This is a genomic window from Salipiger abyssi, assembly GCF_017311415.1.
GTDB classification, from domain to species: Bacteria; Pseudomonadota; Alphaproteobacteria; order Rhodobacterales; family Rhodobacteraceae; genus Salipiger; species Salipiger abyssi_A.
The window spans coordinates 1-16,907 of sequence record NZ_JAEKIS010000005.1 but is presented as its reverse complement, the minus strand read 5'-3'; the positions used below and the strand labels follow the sequence as shown (position 1 = coordinate 16,907).

Annotated in this window: 19 protein-coding genes and 1 tRNA gene; 17 read left to right on the top strand and 3 right to left on the bottom strand. The window is 64.5% G+C overall.

All coding sequences use genetic code 11. The annotated features are described in order from the left end of the window. Positions 1 to 22 precede the first annotated feature (22 nt). Positions 23 to 604 (top strand): DUF924 family protein, encoded by a 582-nt coding sequence (locus I6N89_RS08330; RefSeq protein ID WP_207017811.1) that lies wholly within the window; start codon positions 23 to 25, stop codon positions 602 to 604. Positions 605 to 783: 179 nt separating this feature from the next. After that, positions 784 to 2,178, top strand: coding sequence for a dihydrolipoyl dehydrogenase (gene lpdA / locus I6N89_RS08325; RefSeq protein WP_207017809.1), 1,395 nt, complete (start codon positions 784 to 786; stop codon positions 2,176 to 2,178). Between the two features lie 61 nt (positions 2,179 to 2,239). Here the strand turns inward: lpdA and I6N89_RS08320 are convergent, their stop codons facing one another. Both I6N89_RS08320 and I6N89_RS08315 read right to left on the bottom strand, forming a co-directional pair. Beyond that, on the bottom strand, positions 2,240 to 2,815 hold the full coding sequence (locus I6N89_RS08320) for an HD domain-containing protein (protein WP_207017808.1): 576 nt from the start codon (positions 2,813 to 2,815) through the stop codon (positions 2,240 to 2,242). Then, positions 2,812 to 3,060, bottom strand: a complete 249-nt coding sequence (locus I6N89_RS08315) for a hypothetical protein (protein WP_207017806.1) — start codon at positions 3,058 to 3,060, stop codon at positions 2,812 to 2,814. The genes I6N89_RS08320 and I6N89_RS08315 overlap by 4 nt, the downstream gene beginning before the upstream one ends. A 177-nt stretch (positions 3,061 to 3,237) precedes the next feature. Here I6N89_RS08315 and I6N89_RS08310 point away from each other — a divergent pair, with 177 nt between their 5' ends. Next, positions 3,238 to 4,413 carry a DUF2235 domain-containing protein gene (locus I6N89_RS08310; RefSeq protein ID WP_207017804.1) on the top strand — a complete coding sequence of 392 codons (1,176 nt, stop codon included), beginning with the start codon at positions 3,238 to 3,240 and terminating at the stop codon, positions 4,411 to 4,413. Between the two features lie 10 nt (positions 4,414 to 4,423). Here the strand turns inward: I6N89_RS08310 and I6N89_RS08305 are convergent, their stop codons facing one another. Beyond that, positions 4,424 to 5,077: an alpha/beta hydrolase gene (locus I6N89_RS08305; protein WP_207017803.1), complete on the bottom strand. Its 654-nt coding sequence runs from the start codon at positions 5,075 to 5,077 to the stop codon at positions 4,424 to 4,426. 168 nt (positions 5,078 to 5,245) lie between these two features. On the opposite strand from I6N89_RS08305, the gene I6N89_RS08300 reads away from it, so the two are divergent. From I6N89_RS08300 to I6N89_RS08235, 14 genes are all read left to right on the top strand, one after another. Then, positions 5,246 to 5,707: an Rrf2 family transcriptional regulator gene (locus I6N89_RS08300; protein ID WP_207017801.1), complete on the top strand. Its 462-nt coding sequence runs from the start codon at positions 5,246 to 5,248 to the stop codon at positions 5,705 to 5,707. Positions 5,708 to 5,782: 75 nt separating this feature from the next. Then, positions 5,783 to 6,826: a cysteine desulfurase family protein gene (locus I6N89_RS08295; protein ID WP_207018189.1), complete on the top strand. Its 1,044-nt coding sequence runs from the start codon at positions 5,783 to 5,785 to the stop codon at positions 6,824 to 6,826. A gap of 244 nt (positions 6,827 to 7,070) precedes the next feature. Further along, positions 7,071 to 8,627, top strand: a complete 1,557-nt coding sequence (gene sufB, locus I6N89_RS08290; RefSeq protein WP_207017799.1) for a Fe-S cluster assembly protein SufB — start codon at positions 7,071 to 7,073, stop codon at positions 8,625 to 8,627. Between the two features lie 45 nt (positions 8,628 to 8,672). Then, positions 8,673 to 8,867 carry a hypothetical protein gene (locus I6N89_RS08285; RefSeq protein ID WP_207017797.1) on the top strand — a complete coding sequence of 65 codons (195 nt, stop codon included), beginning with the start codon at positions 8,673 to 8,675 and terminating at the stop codon, positions 8,865 to 8,867. 37 nt (positions 8,868 to 8,904) lie between these two features. Then, positions 8,905 to 9,219, top strand: coding sequence for a heavy metal-binding domain-containing protein (locus I6N89_RS08280; RefSeq protein ID WP_207017795.1), 315 nt, complete (start codon positions 8,905 to 8,907; stop codon positions 9,217 to 9,219). Next, positions 9,216 to 9,818, top strand: coding sequence for a hypothetical protein (locus I6N89_RS08275; protein ID WP_419247618.1), 603 nt, complete (start codon positions 9,216 to 9,218; stop codon positions 9,816 to 9,818). The genes I6N89_RS08280 and I6N89_RS08275 overlap by 4 nt, the downstream gene beginning before the upstream one ends. 23 nt (positions 9,819 to 9,841) lie before the next feature. Continuing rightward, complete coding sequence (gene sufC, locus I6N89_RS08270; protein ID WP_207017793.1) at positions 9,842 to 10,597, top strand: Fe-S cluster assembly ATPase SufC; 756 nt, start codon at positions 9,842 to 9,844, stop codon at positions 10,595 to 10,597. Next, positions 10,597 to 11,874 (top strand): SufB/SufD family protein, encoded by a 1,278-nt coding sequence (locus I6N89_RS08265; RefSeq protein ID WP_207017791.1) that lies wholly within the window; start codon positions 10,597 to 10,599, stop codon positions 11,872 to 11,874. The genes sufC and I6N89_RS08265 overlap by 1 nt, the downstream gene beginning before the upstream one ends. After that, the gene (locus tag I6N89_RS08260) at positions 11,874 to 12,362 is read left to right on the top strand and encodes a YIP1 family protein (RefSeq protein ID WP_076695778.1); all 489 of its coding nucleotides are present in this window, start codon (positions 11,874 to 11,876) and stop codon (positions 12,360 to 12,362) included. Before I6N89_RS08265 ends, I6N89_RS08260 begins: the two co-directional genes overlap by 1 nt. Further along, positions 12,359 to 12,940: a YIP1 family protein gene (locus I6N89_RS08255; protein ID WP_207017789.1), complete on the top strand. Its 582-nt coding sequence runs from the start codon at positions 12,359 to 12,361 to the stop codon at positions 12,938 to 12,940. Before I6N89_RS08260 ends, I6N89_RS08255 begins: the two co-directional genes overlap by 4 nt. Next, a complete protein-coding gene (locus I6N89_RS08250; protein ID WP_207017787.1) occupies positions 12,940 to 14,160 on the top strand; it encodes a cysteine desulfurase in 1,221 nt (406 codons plus the stop codon). The genes I6N89_RS08255 and I6N89_RS08250 overlap by 1 nt, the downstream gene beginning before the upstream one ends. Positions 14,161 to 14,264: 104 nt before the next feature. Further along, positions 14,265 to 15,278, top strand: a complete 1,014-nt coding sequence (locus I6N89_RS08245) for a methyltransferase (RefSeq protein ID WP_207017785.1) — start codon at positions 14,265 to 14,267, stop codon at positions 15,276 to 15,278. Positions 15,279 to 15,536: 258 nt separating this feature from the next. Next, positions 15,537 to 15,613 (top strand) — tRNA-Arg (locus I6N89_RS08240). Positions 15,614 to 15,719: 106 nt separating this feature from the next. Further along, positions 15,720 to 16,655, top strand: a complete 936-nt coding sequence (locus I6N89_RS08235) for an IS5 family transposase (protein WP_093412216.1) — start codon at positions 15,720 to 15,722, stop codon at positions 16,653 to 16,655. The last annotated feature ends 252 nt before the right edge of the window (positions 16,656 to 16,907 follow it).

The window sequence follows — 16,907 nt, the reverse complement described above, 5'->3', positions numbered from 1 at the left end:
CCGGTGAGAGGAGCATGAGGCCATGAAAGGGCCCGAAGACATTCTGGCGTTCTGGCTCGACGAGGTCGGGCAGGACAAATGGTACGCGGTGGATGAGGCGCTCGACGCACGTATCCGCGAGCAATTCATGGAGACCTGGGAGGCGGCGATGGAGGGCCGTTTCGGCCTGTGGCTGACCTATCCCAGCGGCGCTCTGGCCTATATCATCCTGATGGACCAGTTTCCGCGCAATATGTTCCGCGGCGACGGCAGGGCTTTCGGTTCGGACGAGATCGCACTGGCCGCGGCCAAGCAGGCGATCTGGCGCGGCTGGGATCTCAAGATCGACGAGCCGGCGCGGCAGTTCTTCTACCTGCCGCTGATGCATTCGGAAAACCTCTGCGATCAGGACCGCTGCATCCGGCTGGTCAAGGAGCGCATGCCCGAGACCGGCGCGCCGAACCTGCTGCATGCCCGCGCCCATCGCGAGGTGATCCGCGATTTCGGCCGCTTCCCGACGCGCAACGCCGCGCTGGAGCGGGCCTCCACTGCCGCCGAACGCGCCTATGTGGATGCCGGCGGCTATGGCGCGACCCTGCGCAAATTGCAGGCGGAGGCGGCCTGATCCCGTCCAAGATGCTGATCTCTTTGACAAAGGCCCGCGCGGAGAAGTTCGCGCGGGCCTTTTCACGCCGAAGCGCTAGGTCGGGAGGGGAGGGAAACCTGCCTCCGGAACCTGCTTGCCGTTGAACCGTTCCGGAAAATGGTTTAATGCCAAACTAATTTAACTCGACGGAGAGAGCCATGGCTTCGCAAAGCTTCGACATGATCGTGATCGGCGCCGGACCCGGCGGCTATGTGGCCGCGATCCGCGGCGCCCAGCTCGGGCTGAAAGTGGCCTGTGTGGAGCGCGAACACATGGGCGGGATCTGCCTCAACTGGGGCTGCATCCCCACCAAGGCGCTGCTGCGCAGCTCCGAGATCTTCCACTACATGCATCGCGCCAAGGAATACGGGCTGACGGCGGAGAAGATCGGTTTCGATCTCGACGCGGTGGTCAAGCGCTCGCGCGGGGTGGCCAAGCAGCTCAATTCCGGCGTCACGCATCTTCTGAAGAAGAACAAGGTGACGGCGATCATGGGTGAGGCGAAACTCACCGGCAAGGGCAAGGTGAGCGTCAAGACCGACAAGGGCACCGAGGAGCTGACCGCCAAATCCATCGTGCTGGCCACCGGCGCCCGCGCCCGCGAACTGCCGGGGCTGGAGGCGGATGGCGATCTGGTCTGGACCTACAAGGCCGCGCTGGCGCCCAAGCGCATGCCCAAGAAGCTGCTGGTGATCGGCTCCGGCGCCATCGGCATCGAATTCGCCAGCTTCTATCACACGCTCGGCGCCGACACGACGGTGGTCGAGGTAATGGATCGCATCCTGCCGGTGGAGGACGCCGAGATCTCGAAATTCGCCAAGAAGCAGTTCGAGAAGCAGGGCATGAAGATCCGCGAAAAGGCGATGGTGAAAAAGCTCGACCGCGGCCAGGGCAAGGTGACCGCGCATATCGAGCAGGGCGGCAAGACCACCACCGAGGAGTTCGACACAGTGATCTCCGCCGTGGGCATCGTCGGCAATACCGAAGGCCTGGGGCTTGAAGAGCAGGGCATCAAGGTCGACCGCACCCATGTGGTCACCGACAAGTATTGCCGCACCGGTGTCGAGGGGGTCTATGCCATCGGCGATCTCGCCGGCGCGCCCTGGCTGGCGCATAAGGCGAGCCACGAGGGTGTGATGGTGGCTGAGCTGATCGCCGGCGGGCATCCGCATTCGGTCGACCCCGACAGCATCGCCGGCTGCACCTATTGCCACCCGCAGGTGGCCAGTGTCGGCCTTACCGAGGCGCAGGCGAAGGAAAAGGGCTATGACATCAAGGTCGGCCGCTTCCCCTTCATCGGCAATGGCAAGGCCATCGCTCTGGGCGAGCCGGAGGGCATGGTGAAGACCGTGTTCGACGCCAAGACCGGGGCGCTGCTGGGCGCGCATATGGTGGGCGCTGAGGTGACCGAGCTCATTCAGGGCTATGTGGTGGGCCGCCAGCTCGAGACCACCGAGGAAGACCTGATGAACACCGTCTTCCCGCACCCGACCCTGTCGGAAATGATGCATGAAAGCGTGCTCGACGCCTGGGGCCGGGCGATCCACTACTGAGATTTGACGCGGGCGCCAAGATTTTTCGTACGAAAAATCTTGGCGTGTCCGCCGGTCGGGCTCAGGCCCTGCCGAAAAACGCCGCGACGCGCGGTTGCAGCCAGGCCCAGAGCGCCGGGGCGCCGTGCGCGACCTTGGCGCCGACGCGAGTCTCGAAGAGATCCTGGGTGACGTTGTATTCGGTCCAGCTGCCGCCGCCATTCATCAGATTCAGGTTCGGAGGCTGGAACCGGTCGAGCGATTTCGCGAACCGCGCGTCCGGCGTCTCGTTCGCCTCGAACTCCTCCCAGAGCGCCAGCAGCTCGGCGCCCTGCGCTTGCGGCAGCAGGCCGAAGAGCCGCTCCGCCGCGGCGCTTTCGCCGGCGGCCTGAGCGGCGGCGTCGACCTTGCCATAGATCGGCGCATCGCCGGCGTCGATCTCCACCAGATCGTGGATCAGCAGCATCCGGATCACCCGATGAATATCGATCCGCTCCGGCGCGTGTTCCTCCAGCACCAGCGCAAAGAGCGCCAGATGCCAGCTGTGTTCGGCGGAGTTTTCGCGGCGCCCGTCGTGATTGCGGGTGGCGCGGGTGATCGCTTTCAGCCGGTCGGCCTCCATCAGGAAGGCCATTTGCGCGTCGAGTCGGGCGCTCATGTCTCGGGCTCCGATTTCGAGCCGCGCTCCGCCTGCGCCTGCTTCACCCGATCGAGAATGAACTGGCGCGCCCGGCGCTCGGCCATCCGTACCCGGATCGAAGTCAGATAGGCCTCTTCCAGCGTGGTCGAGGACGCGCCGATCACCTTGGCCACTTCCATGAAGAACCGGTCGTCGCCGGTGGCCTTCATCACCTTGAAGGTGTCTTCGGCCAGTTTGTCGGCCAGTTCCTGTGCCAGAGACATCGTCCACCTTGCCCGGGTTGTGCATCCTGCCCTCTCATAGCGGAAAGCACGGGGCAGAGAAAAGCACGCGCGGCCGGGTTTCCCAAGGTCGGGACAGGTTTACGCAACTATGCTATCTGTGGTTGTGTCCCGAGGGCATTTTCTTCCGTTTGAGACGATTTTTCAGGAGAGATTTTCATGAAGCGCATCGCGATATTCTGTGATGGAACGTGGAACCGGCCCGATGCGGCCTTTGCCACGAACGTCTATAAGCTGCACCGCGGCACCCGGCAGACCGCTGCCGATGGTGTGACGCAGCTGCCGAAATACATACCCGGCGTCGGCACCGGCTTTGGCATGACCGGCTTTGCCAGGACCTGGGACAAGATCCGGGGCGGCATGTTCGGCGCGGGGGTGACGCGCAATATCATGACCGGCTACCGCTTCATTGCCGAGCAATACGAGCCGGGCGACCAGATCTTTATCTTCGGCTTTTCGCGCGGTGCCTTTACCGCGCGCTCGCTGGCGGGGCTGATCCGCGCCTCGGGCCTTCCCCGGCATGACCAGGCCTATCGCGAGGGCGAGGCGCTGAAGCGCTATCGCGACGATGCGCCCGAGACCCGGCCCGACACGCCCGAGAGCTTTGCCTTCCGGGCGGAGTTCTGCCCGCATCTCGCCACCAGCCCCGAAGAGCAGGATTGGCGCGAGGCGCAGGGCAAGGGGCGGCCGCCGTTGCTGAGCATCGCCTATATGGGTGTGTGGGACACTGTCGGCGCCATGGGGGTGCCGGGGCATTACCGGATTCTCGCGCAGATCTTCAACGGCAGCCACGGCTTCCACGATCTCAAGCTGTCGAGCAGCGTCAAGGCGGCGCGGCATGCGGTGTCGATCGACGAAACGCGCAAGACCTTCCCGCCGACGATCTGGGAGAATCTCGGCGATCTCAATCAGGACGATCCCGACCGCAAGCGCTATTACCTCCAGCACTGGTTTCCGGGCGATCACGGTTCGGTGGGCGGCGGCGGCGATATTGTCGGCCTGTCCAATATCGCGCTGGCCTGGGTGGCCGAGGGCGCGGCAGAGCAGGGGCTGGGCTTCGATACCGCGCAGCTGGAGACCTGCGTGGCCGAAGAGCGCTTCTCGGCGCCGCTCTGCAACCAGACGAAAAAGCCGGGCTTTGTCGCCCGGCTGTTGCGGCGCAATGTGCTGGACCGCGTCGATGCCTATGCGCCGCCCTATATCTGGGATGTCTCGGAAGCGGCGCAGCAGCGCTGGCATCACGCGCCCTCGGCCTATCGCCCGAAGCCGCTGCGGCATCTGGCCGATGTGCTGGACCGGACGCCCCCGCACGGCGACGCTGCGGAGGCGTCCTGAACCGCTGCGCTCAGCGCGATGTTTCAGTGAGGCGGCGCTTCACATAGGAGGTCACGCCGCCGATCATCGTTTCCATATGCGGCTCTTCGAAGAAATGCCCCGAGCCCTCTACCTCATCATGGGTGATGGTGATGCCTTTCTGCTCCTTGAGCTTGTTCACCAGCGCCGTGGTATCGGCGGGCGGCGCCACGCGGTCGGCGGTGCCGTTGATGATCAGGCCCGAGGAGGGGCAGGGGGCGAGGAACGAAAAATCGTACATGTTCGCCGGCGGCGAGACCGAGACGAAGCCGGTGATCTCCGGCCGGCGCATCAGCAGTTGCATGCCGATCCAGGCGCCGAAGGAGAAGCCCGCGACCCAGCAATGCTTGGAGTTGTTGTTCATCGACTGGAGGTAGTCGAGCGCCGAGGCGGCATCGGAAAGCTCGCCGATGCCCTGGTCGTATTCGCCCTGGCTGCGCCCGACGCCGCGGAAATTGAACCGCAGCACCGTAAAGCCCATGTTGTAAAAGGCGTAGTGAAGGTTATAGACGACCTTGTTGTTCATCGTTCCGCCAAACTGCGGATGCGGATGCAGGATGATCGCGATCGGTGCGTCGTTTTCTTTCTGGGGGTGATAGCGGCCTTCGAGGCGGCCTTCGGGTCCGGGAAAAATGACCTCGGGCATCGGTGCAGTGGGCTCCTGTAAGGGCACCCGGGGTTTCTTGACGAAACTTCTCAGGCACCTTAGAACGGTTCTAATTCCCGGAAGCGGGTCCGGGAGGGCTGAATTGCAGATAGGCAATCGCCCCGGCAAGGTCAATCGTCAGGGCTGCGCGGGCGCGGGAGGTGCGATATGAAACTGAGTACGAAAGGCCGCTATGCGATGGTGGCGCTGGCGGATATCGCTCTCCAGCCCGAGGGCGACCTTGTGACGCTGGGCGATATCTCGAAGCGTCAGGATGTGTCGCTGCCCTATCTGGAGCAGCTCTTCGTCAAGCTGCGCCGGGCCGGGCTAGTGGCCTCGGTGCGCGGGCCCGGCGGCGGCTACCGGTTGGCGCGCCCGGCCTCGGAGATCCGGGTGGTGGATATTCTCGCCGCGGTCGACGAGACGGTGGACGCCATGCACAAGGGCGCCGGCGCCAGCGGCGGCGCCTCGGGCAGCCGGGCGCAGTCGCTGAGCAACCGGTTGTGGCAGAGTCTCTCGGCGAATGTCTATGTCTTCCTGCACCAGACGCGGCTGTCGGATGTGGTGAACAACACGCTGGCGCCCTGTCCGGCGGTGCCCACGCTGTTTTCGGTGGTGGATGACGCTTGAGGCCCGGCGGCGCGTCGTTCGGGGCGCTGCCCCGGACCCCGGAGTATTTATGAGAAAGATGAAAGGCAGATGGCGGTGAGGCGGAGTTATCTCGACTGGAACGCCACAGCGCCGCTGCGGCCCGAGGCGCGCGAGGCGATGATCGGCGCCATGGACATGGTGGGCAATCCGTCCTCGGTGCATGCGGAGGGCCGTGCGGCCAAGGCGCTGATGGAGCGCGCGCGGGCGCAGGTCGCCACCGCGCTGGGGGCGGACGGGGCCGATGTGATCTTTGTCTCGGGCGCCACCGAGGCGGCGGCGCAGGCCTGTGCCGGGCGCGGGCTCAAGGGCGCCTGGATCGAGCACGATGCGCTGGCGGCCTGGGTCGATCCGGTGCTGCCGGTCGATGCGCGCGGACAGGTGCAGGTCGCGGTGCCGGAGGAGACCGCCTTGCAGGCCGCCAATTCCGAGACCGGGGTGATTCAGGCGCTGCCGCAGGGGCTCGCCGTGGTCGATGCGACCCAGGCCTTCGGCAAAATCCCCTTTGCCTTCAACTGGGTGGGCTGTACGGCGGCGCTGGTTTCGGCGCATAAGCTTGGCGGCCCGAAGGGAATCGGCGCGCTGGTGATCCGGCGCGGCACCGATCTCGACGCCATGCTGAAGGGCGGCGGGCAGGAAATGGGGCGCCGGGCGGGGACGGAAAATATCCTTGGAATAGCGGGGTTTGCCGCCGCAGCAGAGGCGGCGATCCGCGAATTGGAGCAAGGCCACTGGACAGAGGTGGAAAAACTTAGAAACATTCTAGAAAATGCCATTGCGGAGCGCGCAAAAGAGACTATTTTTGTCGGGAATGATGCGCCGCGCCTGCCGAACACCTCCTGCTTTGCCCTGCCGGGCTGGAAGGGAGAGACGCAGGTGATGCAGATGGATCTGGCGGGGTTCGCGATCAGCGCGGGCTCGGCCTGTTCCAGCGGCAAGCTGCGCCCCTCGCGGGTGTTGCAGGCGATGGGACATGACGACGACACCGCCCGCAGCGCGATCCGCGTGAGCCTGGGGCCGGGCGTGACGGAAGAGGACGTGATGCGCTTTGCCGACGCCTGGCTGCGCCAGTACGAGAAACACCGCGCGCGGCACGCGTGACAGGATAAGAGGCGCCGCCGGCGCCGGTTTGCCGGATAAGCTGTATCGCAGATGCAGCTTGAGACGGGGCGGAGGCACCGGCGCCGCCCGCGAAACAGCAGGCACCCCGGGTGCCGGAACGCATGAGACGCACCTCCGGTGTGTTGTGATACGAGACGCACCTTCGGTGCCGATGGATATGAGACGCACCTCCGGTGCGCTATGCAATGAGACGCACCTCCGGTGCGATGACAGGAGAGAGCACATGGCAGCCTTCGACAACGTGACCGTCAAGGAAGGGGTGGAGAAGGAAACCGTGGATGCGGTCGAGGCCGTCTCGACGTATAAGTACGGCTGGGACACGGATATCGAGATGGAATATGCCCCCAAGGGCATCAATCCCGACATCGTGCGCCTGATCTCGGAAAAGAACGGTGAGCCGGAGTGGATGACCGAATGGCGGCTCAAGGCCTATGAGCGCTGGACCAACATGAAAGAGCCCACCTGGGCGATGGTCACCTATCCCGAGATCGACTTTCAGGAACAGTATTACTACGCCCGGCCCACGAGCATGGCGGAAAAGCCGAAATCGCTCGACGATGTCGATCCCAAGCTGCTGGCCACCTACGAAAAGCTGGGCATCCCGCTGAAGGAGCAGATGATCCTCGCCGGCGTCGAGGGCGCCGAGGAGGCCGCTCCCGCCGATGCGGTCAAATCGCTCTCCGAAACCGCGGGCTCCGACCGCAAGGTCGCCGTCGACGCGGTATTCGACAGCGTCTCCGTCGGCACCACCTTCCAGAAGGAGCTGAAGGAGGCCGGCGTCATCTTCTGCTCGATCTCCGAGGCGATCCGCGAATATCCTGATCTGGTGAAGAAATATCTCGGCTCCGTCGTGCCGGTCTCGGACAATTTCTATGCCACGCTGAACTCTGCGGTGTTCTCCGACGGATCCTTTGTCTACGTGCCGCCGGGTGTGCGCTGCCCGATGGAGCTGTCGACCTATTTCCGCATCAACGCCGAAAATACCGGCCAGTTCGAGCGCACGCTGATCATCGCCGACAAGGGCAGCTATGTCAGCTATCTCGAAGGCTGCACCGCGCCGCAGCGCGACACCGCGCAGCTGCATGCCGCCGTGGTCGAGATCGTCATCGAGGAAGATGCGGAGGTGAAATATTCCACCGTGCAGAACTGGTTCCCGGGCGACGAGAACGGCAAGGGCGGCATCTACAACTTCGTCACCAAGCGCGCCGATTGCCGCGGCGACCGGGCCAAGGTGATGTGGACGCAGGTCGAGACCGGCTCGGCGGTGACGTGGAAATACCCGTCCTGCCTGCTGCGCGGCGACGACAGCCAGGGCGAGTTCTATTCCATCGCCATCGCCAACAACCACCAGCAGGCCGATACCGGCACCAAGATGACCCATCTGGGCAAGAACACCAAGTCGCGGATCGTCTCCAAGGGGATCTCGGCGGGGGTGGCGCAGAACACCTATCGCGGGCTCGTCTCGATGCACCCGAAGGCCAAGAACTCGCGCAACTACACCCAGTGCGACAGCCTTCTGATCGGGGACAAATGCGGCGCGCATACGGTGCCCTATATCGAGGTGAAGAACAATTCCTCGCGCTGCGAGCACGAGGCGACGACCTCCAAGGTGGATGACGAGCAGCTCTTCTACTGCCGCCAGCGCGGTATGGGCGAGGAGGAGGCCGTGGCGCTGATCGTCAACGGCTTTGCCAAGGAAGTGCTTCAGGCGCTGCCGATGGAATTCGCCATGGAAGCGCAGCAGCTGGTTGCGATCTCGCTCGAAGGCTCTGTGGGCTGACGGGCGGCGGTGGGCAGGATTGCCCACCCTACGCGGGGAAACGCTATGATCCAGCAGCTGGCACTGCAATCGCTCGGCACCGGCGTCGGTGTGTTTATCGGCGTGCTCATCGGGCTCGGCATGCGCAAGCGCAAAGGCAAAACCGACGGGCTTCTTGCCGGCTCGGTATTCGTCACCGCAAGCGCTGCGGCGGGGCTCGCCATGATCGTCATGATGGCGATGAAATATTTCACCAGCTGAACCTGAGGAACGCGTGGCAAACCCCTGGGAGAAAAGCATGATCGTCACCACGACCAATACGATCGAGGGCCATTCCATCACCGCCTACAAGGGCATCGTGGTGGGCGAGGCGATCATGGGCGCCAATGTGGTGCGCGATCTTTTTGCGCAGGTCACCGATATCATCGGCGGTCGTTCGGGGGCCTATGAGAGCAAGCTTCAGGAAGGCCGCGAGACTGCGCTGCGCGAGCTTGAGCAGCGGGCGGTGGCGCTCGGTGCCAATGCGGTGGTCGGCGTCGATCTCGATTACGAGGTGGTCGGCAACTCGATGCTGATGGTTTCCGCCTCCGGAACGGCGGTGGTGATCGCGTGACCGAGGCGGCGCCCATAACGCGCCCCGAGCTGACCATGCCCGAGGCCGAGGCCGCGCTTTTGCGCGATCTCTACGGGCGTGCCGAGGTCATCCTCGAATACGGTTCGGGCGGCTCGACGGTCCATGCCGCCGAACAGCCCGGAAAGACGGTGTTTTCCGTCGAAAGCGACCGCGACTGGGCGCAGATGATGCGCCGCTGGTTCGACGAGAACCCGCCGGTCGCGGGCACAGAGGTGGATGTGATCTGGTCGGATATCGGCCCCACCAAGGAATGGGGCCGGCCGGTCGACGAGGGCGAGTGGCGGCGCTGGCCGCGCTATCCGCTGGAGGTCTGGGGCCTGCCCGAGTTCCGCCAGCCCGATCTGGTGCTGGTCGACGGGCGGTTCCGCGAGGGCTGTGCGCTGGCCACCGCCTTTCTGACCGAAAAGCCGCTGGTGCTGCTCTTCGACGATTACGAGCAGCGCAGGCAATATCACAAGGTCGAGGAATTCCTCGGCACCCCGCAACTGACCGGGCGCATGGCCCGGTTCGACATCGCCCCGCAGCCCGTGCCGGCGCATCGGCTGCTGCGGATCATGCAATTGACCATGCGGCCCTGAGCGGCCCGTGAGGAGAGAAAAAGATGCTGGAAATCAAGAACCTGCAAGTGAAACTTGAAGAAGAGGACAAGCAGATCCTCAAAGGTGTGGACCTGACCGTCGAGGCGGGCAAGGTGCATGCGATCATGGGCCCGAACGGCTCGGGCAAATCGACGCTGTCCTATGTGCTCTCGGGCAAGGACGGCTATGAGGTGACCGGCGGCGAAGCGACGCTCGACGGCAAGGACCTGCTCGAAATGGACCCCGAGGAACGTGCCGCCGCCGGCCTGTTCCTGGCCTTCCAGTACCCGGTGGAGATCCCCGGCGTCGGCAACATGACCTTCCTGCGTACCGCGGTGAACTCCCAGCGCAAGGCGCGCGGCGAGGAGGAGATGTCCTCCACCGAGTTCCTCAAGCTGGTGCGCGAAAAGGCGAAAAGCCTCCAGATCGATGCCGAGATGCTGAAGCGCCCGGTCAATGTCGGCTTTTCCGGCGGTGAGAAGAAGCGCAACGAGATCCTTCAGATGGCGATGCTGGAGCCCAAGATGTGCATCCTTGACGAGACCGACTCGGGTCTCGACGTCGATGCCATGCGGCTGGTGGCCGACGGCGTGAACGCGCTGCGCTCGGAGGGCCGGGGCTTTCTGGTGATCACCCACTACCAGCGCCTGCTCGACCACATCAAACCGGACGTGGTGCACATCATGTCGAATGGCCGCATCATCAAGACCGGCGGCCCCGAGCTGGCGCTCGAAGTCGAAAACGAGGGCTACGCGCATCTGATCGAGGAGCAGGCGTAATGGCACTTCCGCAACCCAAGATCGACGCCACCGAGGCGCGGCTCGCCACGCTGAGCATGCCCGAGACGGGCTGGTCGGTGCCGGCGCGCAAGGCCGCGCTGGCGCGGCTGCGTGCCATGGGGCTGCCCGGTGCGCGTGACGAATACTGGAAATTCACCCGTCCGCACAGCCTCAACGCGCCCGAACCGGCGCCGGCGGCGGTGTTCGATGCCGATGAGGGGCCGTTTTTCGGCAATGTCGACCGGCTCAAGATCGTCTTTGTCGACGGTGTCTTCGACCCGGAGGCCTCGGATGCGCTGGAGCTTGAGGGCGTGGAATTCGCCCGTCTCTCCGACGGCGCCGATATCCACTGGGCGCAGGATCTCTATGGCAAGCTCGAAGAGGCGGGGCAGAGCCCGGTGGAGCGGCCGCTGGCGGCGCTCAACACCGCCTTTGCCAGCGACGGGCTGCTGATGCGGGTGACCGGCAAGGTCGAGAAGCCGATCAGCCTGGTCTATTACCACCGTTCCGAGACCTCCGACGCGACGCTGCACCATGTGGTGAAGGTCGAGGAGGGCGCTGATGTCACCATTCTGGAGAACGGCCCGGCAGCGGCGCGGTTCAACAAGGTGATGGAGGTCGATGTGGCCGACCGGGGCGGGTTCCACCATGTCCGCGCCCAGGGCCGCGATCACGAGCGCCAGGCCGCCACGCATATCTTTGCGCGGCTCGGCACCGAGAGCACCTTCAAGACCTTCACGCTCACCGCCAACGGCGTGATGACCCGCAATGAATGCGTGGTCGAGTTGACCGGCGACGACGCGGTGGCGCATGTCGCCGGGGCCTGCATGGGCGATGGCGATTTCCACCATGACGACACGGTGTTCATCACCCATGACGCGGTGAATTGCGAAAGCCGGCAGGTGTTCAAGAAGGTGCTGCGCAACGGCGCGACCGGCGTGTTCCAGGGCAAGATCCTGGTCAAGCCCGGCGCCCAGCAGACCGACGGTTACCAGATCTCGCAATCGCTGCTGCTGGACGGCGACAGCCAGTTCCTCGCCAAGCCCGAGCTTGAGATCTATGCCGACGATGTCGCCTGTTCCCACGGCTCCACCTCGGGCGCGATCGACGAGGAAGGGCTCTTTTATCTGCGTGCCCGTGGCCTGCCGCGCGGTGCCGCCGAAGACCTGCTGACCATCGCCTTCATCGCCGAGGCGGTGCAGGAGATCGAGGACGAGCGCCTTCAGGACGAGATCGTCGCCCGCGTCGAGGGCTGGCTGGCCCGGCGGCGCGGCTGATGTCGCTCTCGCGCGAGATCCTGGCCACCTATCGGGGGCCGGGCGCGGTCGTCGCGCGTCTGCTCTCGCAGGGTCCGCGCGAGGACCGGGCGCTGGTGCTGGTCATGGCGGCCTGCGCGTTGTTCTTCGTCGCGCAGATGCCGGCGCTGGCGCGTCAGGCGCATATGCAGGAGATCGAGCTGAACCCGCTGCTGGGCGGCGCGCTGCTGGCCTGGCTGGTGATCGCGCCGCTGCTGTTCTACCTGCTCGCCTTTGTCGCGCAGATCGTCGCCAAGCTCTTTGGCGGCAAGGGCAGCGGCTATGGTGCGCGGCTGGCGCTGTTCTGGGCGCTGCTGGCGGCCTCGCCGCTGGTGCTGCTGAACGGGCTGGTGGCCGGGTTCATGGGCGCCGGGCCGCAGCTCACGCTTGTCGGGCTGATCTGGTTCGCGGTCTTCCTGTGGTTCTGGCTGAGCGGCATGCGTGCCGCGCAGAAGGCGCCGGCGGCATGACGGCGGCGGGGTTTCTCCGGCTCGCCTGGCAGACGCTGGTGGCGCCGCGCGACGTGGCGAAGCTGTTGCTCTCGCTGCGGCTCGGCCATGAGGCGCTGCTGACCGCGCTGGCGCTGGTCGTGGTGCTGAACGCGCTGGTCGTCGGGCTCATCCAGGCGAGCGGCCTGCCGGGCGCGGCGCTGCCGTTTCTGATCTCGCCGGGGGTGATCGCGCTGTTGCTGGCGGCGATGCTCACGGTCTCGATCCTGTTCATGACCTGGCTGGGCCGGATCCTGGGCGGGCAGGGCAGGGCGGAGGATATTGCGCTGCTGCTGATCTGGCTTCAGGCGCTGCGGGCGCTGGGGCAGATCGCCGTGGCGCTGGCGGCGGCGGTTTCCGGCGCGCTGGCCTCGCTTCTCGTGATCGCGGCGCTGATCGCCGGGATCTGGATCATGATCAACTTTCTCGATATCGCGCACGGGTTCGACAGTCTGGGCAAGGCGCTGATGCTGCTGGTCCTCGGCTCTGTCGCCCTTGTGTTTGCGCTGAGCTTTGTCTTTACCCTTCTCGGGGTCACACCGAACGGGATGTCCATCTGATGTACGATGTATCCGAAATCCGCCGCGATTTTCCGATCCTCTCACGCGAGGTGAACGGCAAGCCGCTGGTCTATCTCGACAATGGCGCCTCGGCGCAAAAGCCGCAGGTCGTGATCGACGCGGTGACGCGCGGCTATGCCGAGGAATATGCCAACGTGCATCGGGGGCTGCATTTCCTCTCCAACCTCGCCACCGAGAAATACGAGGCGGTGCGCGGCACCGTGGCGCGCTTTCTCGGAGCCCGCGACGAGGAGGAGGTGGTCTTTACCTCCGGCACCACCGAGGGGATCAACCTCGTGGCCTATAGCTGGGCGATGCCCCGGCTCGAGCCGGGAGACGAGATCATCCTGTCGGTGATGGAGCATCACGCCAATGTGGTGCCCTGGCATTTCCTGCGCGAACGGCAGGGCGTGGTGATTAGATGGGTCGATGTGGACGCCACCGGCGCGCTCGACCCGCAACAGGTGATCGACGCCATCGGCCCGAAGACCAAGCTCATCGCCATCACCCATCTGTCGAACGTGCTGGGTACGGTCGTCGATGTGAAAACCATATGTGCTGCGGCGCGCGAGCGCGGCGTGCCGGTGCTGATCGACGGTTCGCAAAGCGTGGTGCACATGCCGGTGAATGTCGAGGAGATCGGTTGCGATTTCTATGCCATCACCGGGCACAAGCTCTACGGCCCCTCGGGCTCCGGCGCGATCTGGATCCGCAGGGAGCGCATGGACGAGATGCGGCCCTTCATGGGCGGCGGCGACATGATCCGCGAGGTTCACAAGGACAGCGTCACCTATGCCGAGCCGCCAATGAAATTCGAGGCCGGCACACCCGGCATCGTGCAGCAGATCGGTCTGGGCGTGGCGCTCGACTATCTCATGGATCTCGGCATGGAGAACATCGCCGCGCATGAGGCGAGCGTTGCGTCTTATGCCAAGGCGCGGATGGACGGGCTCAACTGGCTCCAGGTGCAGGGAAATGCGCCAGGCAAGGCGGCGATCTTCTCCTTCACGCTGGAGGGCTCGGCACATGCGCATGACATCTCGACCATCCTCGACAAGAAGGGCGTCGCGGTGCGTGCCGGCCATCACTGCGCCGGTCCGCTGATGGATCACCTGGGCGTTTCGGCCACCTGCCGCGCCTCATTCGGTCTCTATAATACCGAGCAAGAGGTCGATGCGTTGATCGACGCGCTCGAACTGGCGCACGAACTTTTTGCCTAATCTGCCGGAAACCGACATTTCCGTGTCGGTTTCCGTCTGCTGGCTGGACTCTCGACTCGCGCCTGTTAGCCTCCCGCACAACATTCACCACATGGAGAAGATGTATGGGGCCGCTGACGGAAGCCGACGAAATCTCGCAAATTGCCTTTGGATTCATGGGATCGCAGGCGCTGTTCACGGCGCTCGATCACGGGGTCTTCACCGAGCTCTCGGGCGGGCCGAAAACCGCGGAGGAGATCGGCGCCAAAAGCGACCTGCACCGTGACAGGGCCGAAACGCTGCTGACCGCGCTGGCGGGGCTCGGGCTGGTCGAGGTGGCGGAGGGGCGCTTTGCCAATTCCCCGGCGGCGGAGGCGTTTCTGGTCAAGGGCGCGAAATACGATTTCGGCGACTATATCCGGCTTCAGGTCGGCAAACAGATGTACGGGCTCATGGGCCAGCTGGGCGCCGCCGTTTCGGGCGATCTCGACGAGGATGCCACCGCGTCTTACGAGCAATGGTTCTCCGATCCGGAGGAGGCGCGGCTCTATTCCGAAAGCCAGCATGCCGGCTCGCACGGGCCGGCGCGTCAGATGACCCGGCGGGTGGATCTCTCGGGCGCGAAAAAGCTGCTCGACGTGGGCGGCGGCACGGGGGCCTATGCGATCACCTTCTGCCGCGCCTTCCCCGAGCTTTCGGCCACCATTGTCGATTTCCCCAATGTCGCGGCGCTGGGGCGCAGCTATGTCGAGAAGGCGGAGCTTTCCGACCGGATCTCCTATATCGACGGCAATGCGCTGGAGACCGAATGGCCGGGCGGGCAGGATGTGATCCTGATGTCCTACCTATTCTCGGGCGTGCCGGGCGATACCCATGAAGGGCTGATGAAGCGCGCCTTCGACTGTCTTGCGCCCGGCGGCAAGCTGCTGATCCACGATTTCATGGTCCATGCCGACCGCAGCGGACCGGCGCTTGCCGCGCTCTGGCAGCTCCAGCATACCGCTTTTACCCCGGAGGCGCGTTCGGTCGATGCCGAGGGTTTGGCCTCGGAATTGACGGCGCTTGGGTTCACCGATGTGAATGTGGAGCCGATGATTCCCGAGATGACCATGCTGGCCGTTGCGACGCGCCCCGAGTAGGTTTGCGAAAGCGCCCGCAAGCGAGAATTCCGATTGCGGGCGCGGTTTCTTTGCACTATCACCGCCGCGCAGGCACCCGTAGCTCAGCTGGATAGAGCGCTGCCCTCCGAAGGCTGATGTCAAGGGGATGCCGTGATGAAGAGGACTAAGAAAGATACGTGATACCAAGCTCTTGCCGAGCAGATCGTTTTTCGATTTAAAGGCTGGAGAAGTCGCGTAAGCACTGCGTAAGCAGTCAGGGCCTGACGGTTCTGCTGCGCACCCATAGCTCAGCTGGATAGAGCGTCGCCCTCCGAAGGCGAAGGCCTCAGGTTCGAATCCTGATGGGTGCGCCATTTCACATTTCGCCGTTGAAAAGTCCTCCAACACCTTGAAGGGGGGGTGTCGCGCAAAGGTGGATGCGGGATTCATCTCGTGAATCCAGTGTGGTAACCGGTCTGCATGAGCAGACCTATCCCGCCGAGCTACAAGACCAAGAACCGGCCGGCCTACAACGAAGCGCTGAAGCAGCGTGGTTCCCTGACGATCTGGTTCGACCCGGACATGGTCTGGGTGCCGCCCGCCACGGGCAAGCAAGGCCGTCAGCCGCGGTATAGCGACGCCGCGATTCAGACCTGCCTGACGATGAAGGTTCTGTTTGGCATGGCGCTCAGGCAGAAGACTGGCTTCGTCGAGAGCCTCTTGCGTCTGGTCGCTATCGACTGGAGCGTGCCGGATTTGAGCACGCTCAGCAGGCGCCAGAAGACCATGGCCGTGAACATTCCCTGCCGTGGCTCGAAGGGACCACTGAACCTGCTCATCCACAGCACAGGCATAAAGGCAGAGGGCGAAGGCGAGTGGAACGCCCGCAAGCATGCGGGCACGAAGCGCCGCCTGTGGCGCAAGATCCATATCGGTGTCGATGAACAGACGCTGGAAATCCGGGCCATAGAGATCACCGGTAGCAGGGTCGGCGATGCGCCGATGCTGCTCGAGCTGCTGGATCAGATCCCGGCAGATGAGGAAATCGCGTCAGTCACCGCGGACGGAGCATATGATACGCGCAAGTTCCACAACGCGGTCGCAGACCGTGGCGCCCATGGCGTCATCCCGCCCCGCAAAAATGCCAAGCCGTGGAAGCCTTCGACTGCGGGTGCGATCGCCCGGAACGAGGCGCTCCGCGCCGCGAAATACCTCAGCCGCGCCATCTGGCGACGATGGAGCGGATACCACCGCAGAAGCCGCGTCGAGACGAAGATGCACTGCGTGAAGCTACTACTGGGGCAGAGCCTCATGGTACGCGACTTCGATCGCCAGGTCGCAGAACTCCAAGTCCGCGCCGCCGTGCTGAACGGCTGCACCGCGCTCGGAATACCTGTCACGGAGCCCATGGGATAAGTGCGTCCGGGAAAGGGGAAGTGCGGCCTTCAGCCTCTTTGCGCAACAAAGCCGGGTGGTAGTACCACTCACATCTTGGCAAGGGGGCACGCTCCAGTACTTCGTTCCTGCGCGCCCCCGTTGCATCCCCCCGTGGTGGGCGACAACCATCTTGACCGGCACCGTCAGGCAAGTTGGCCGCCGCCGCCAGCCGTAGGGAGGGCGTAGCCCGACCGAAGGCTGGCGGCGGCGGCGCGGTTCTCTTCACGGGGG

Coding starts and splice junctions, on each gene's coding strand:
- I6N89_RS08330 (WP_207017811.1), top strand. CDS start 23: ATGAAAGGGCCCGAAGACATTCTGGCGTTCTGGCTCGACGAGGTCGGG.
- sufB (WP_207017799.1), top strand. CDS start 7,071: ATGGCAGCCTTCGACAACGTGACCGTCAAGGAAGGGGTGGAGAAGGAA.
- I6N89_RS08245 (WP_207017785.1), top strand. CDS start 14,265: ATGGGGCCGCTGACGGAAGCCGACGAAATCTCGCAAATTGCCTTTGGA.
- I6N89_RS08285 (WP_207017797.1), top strand. CDS start 8,673: ATGATCCAGCAGCTGGCACTGCAATCGCTCGGCACCGGCGTCGGTGTG.
- I6N89_RS08310 (WP_207017804.1), top strand. CDS start 3,238: ATGAAGCGCATCGCGATATTCTGTGATGGAACGTGGAACCGGCCCGAT.
- I6N89_RS08265 (WP_207017791.1), top strand. CDS start 10,597: ATGGCACTTCCGCAACCCAAGATCGACGCCACCGAGGCGCGGCTCGCC.
- I6N89_RS08315 (WP_207017806.1), bottom strand. CDS start 3,060: ATGTCTCTGGCACAGGAACTGGCCGACAAACTGGCCGAAGACACCTTC.
- I6N89_RS08250 (WP_207017787.1), top strand. CDS start 12,940: ATGTACGATGTATCCGAAATCCGCCGCGATTTTCCGATCCTCTCACGC.
- I6N89_RS08255 (WP_207017789.1), top strand. CDS start 12,359: ATGACGGCGGCGGGGTTTCTCCGGCTCGCCTGGCAGACGCTGGTGGCG.
- I6N89_RS08235 (WP_093412216.1), top strand. CDS start 15,720: ATGAGCAGACCTATCCCGCCGAGCTACAAGACCAAGAACCGGCCGGCC.
- I6N89_RS08260 (WP_076695778.1), top strand. CDS start 11,874: ATGTCGCTCTCGCGCGAGATCCTGGCCACCTATCGGGGGCCGGGCGCG.
- I6N89_RS08320 (WP_207017808.1), bottom strand. CDS start 2,815: ATGAGCGCCCGACTCGACGCGCAAATGGCCTTCCTGATGGAGGCCGAC.
- sufC (WP_207017793.1), top strand. CDS start 9,842: ATGCTGGAAATCAAGAACCTGCAAGTGAAACTTGAAGAAGAGGACAAG.
- I6N89_RS08305 (WP_207017803.1), bottom strand. CDS start 5,077: ATGCCCGAGGTCATTTTTCCCGGACCCGAAGGCCGCCTCGAAGGCCGC.
- I6N89_RS08300 (WP_207017801.1), top strand. CDS start 5,246: ATGAAACTGAGTACGAAAGGCCGCTATGCGATGGTGGCGCTGGCGGAT.
- lpdA (WP_207017809.1), top strand. CDS start 784: ATGGCTTCGCAAAGCTTCGACATGATCGTGATCGGCGCCGGACCCGGC.
- I6N89_RS08280 (WP_207017795.1), top strand. CDS start 8,905: ATGATCGTCACCACGACCAATACGATCGAGGGCCATTCCATCACCGCC.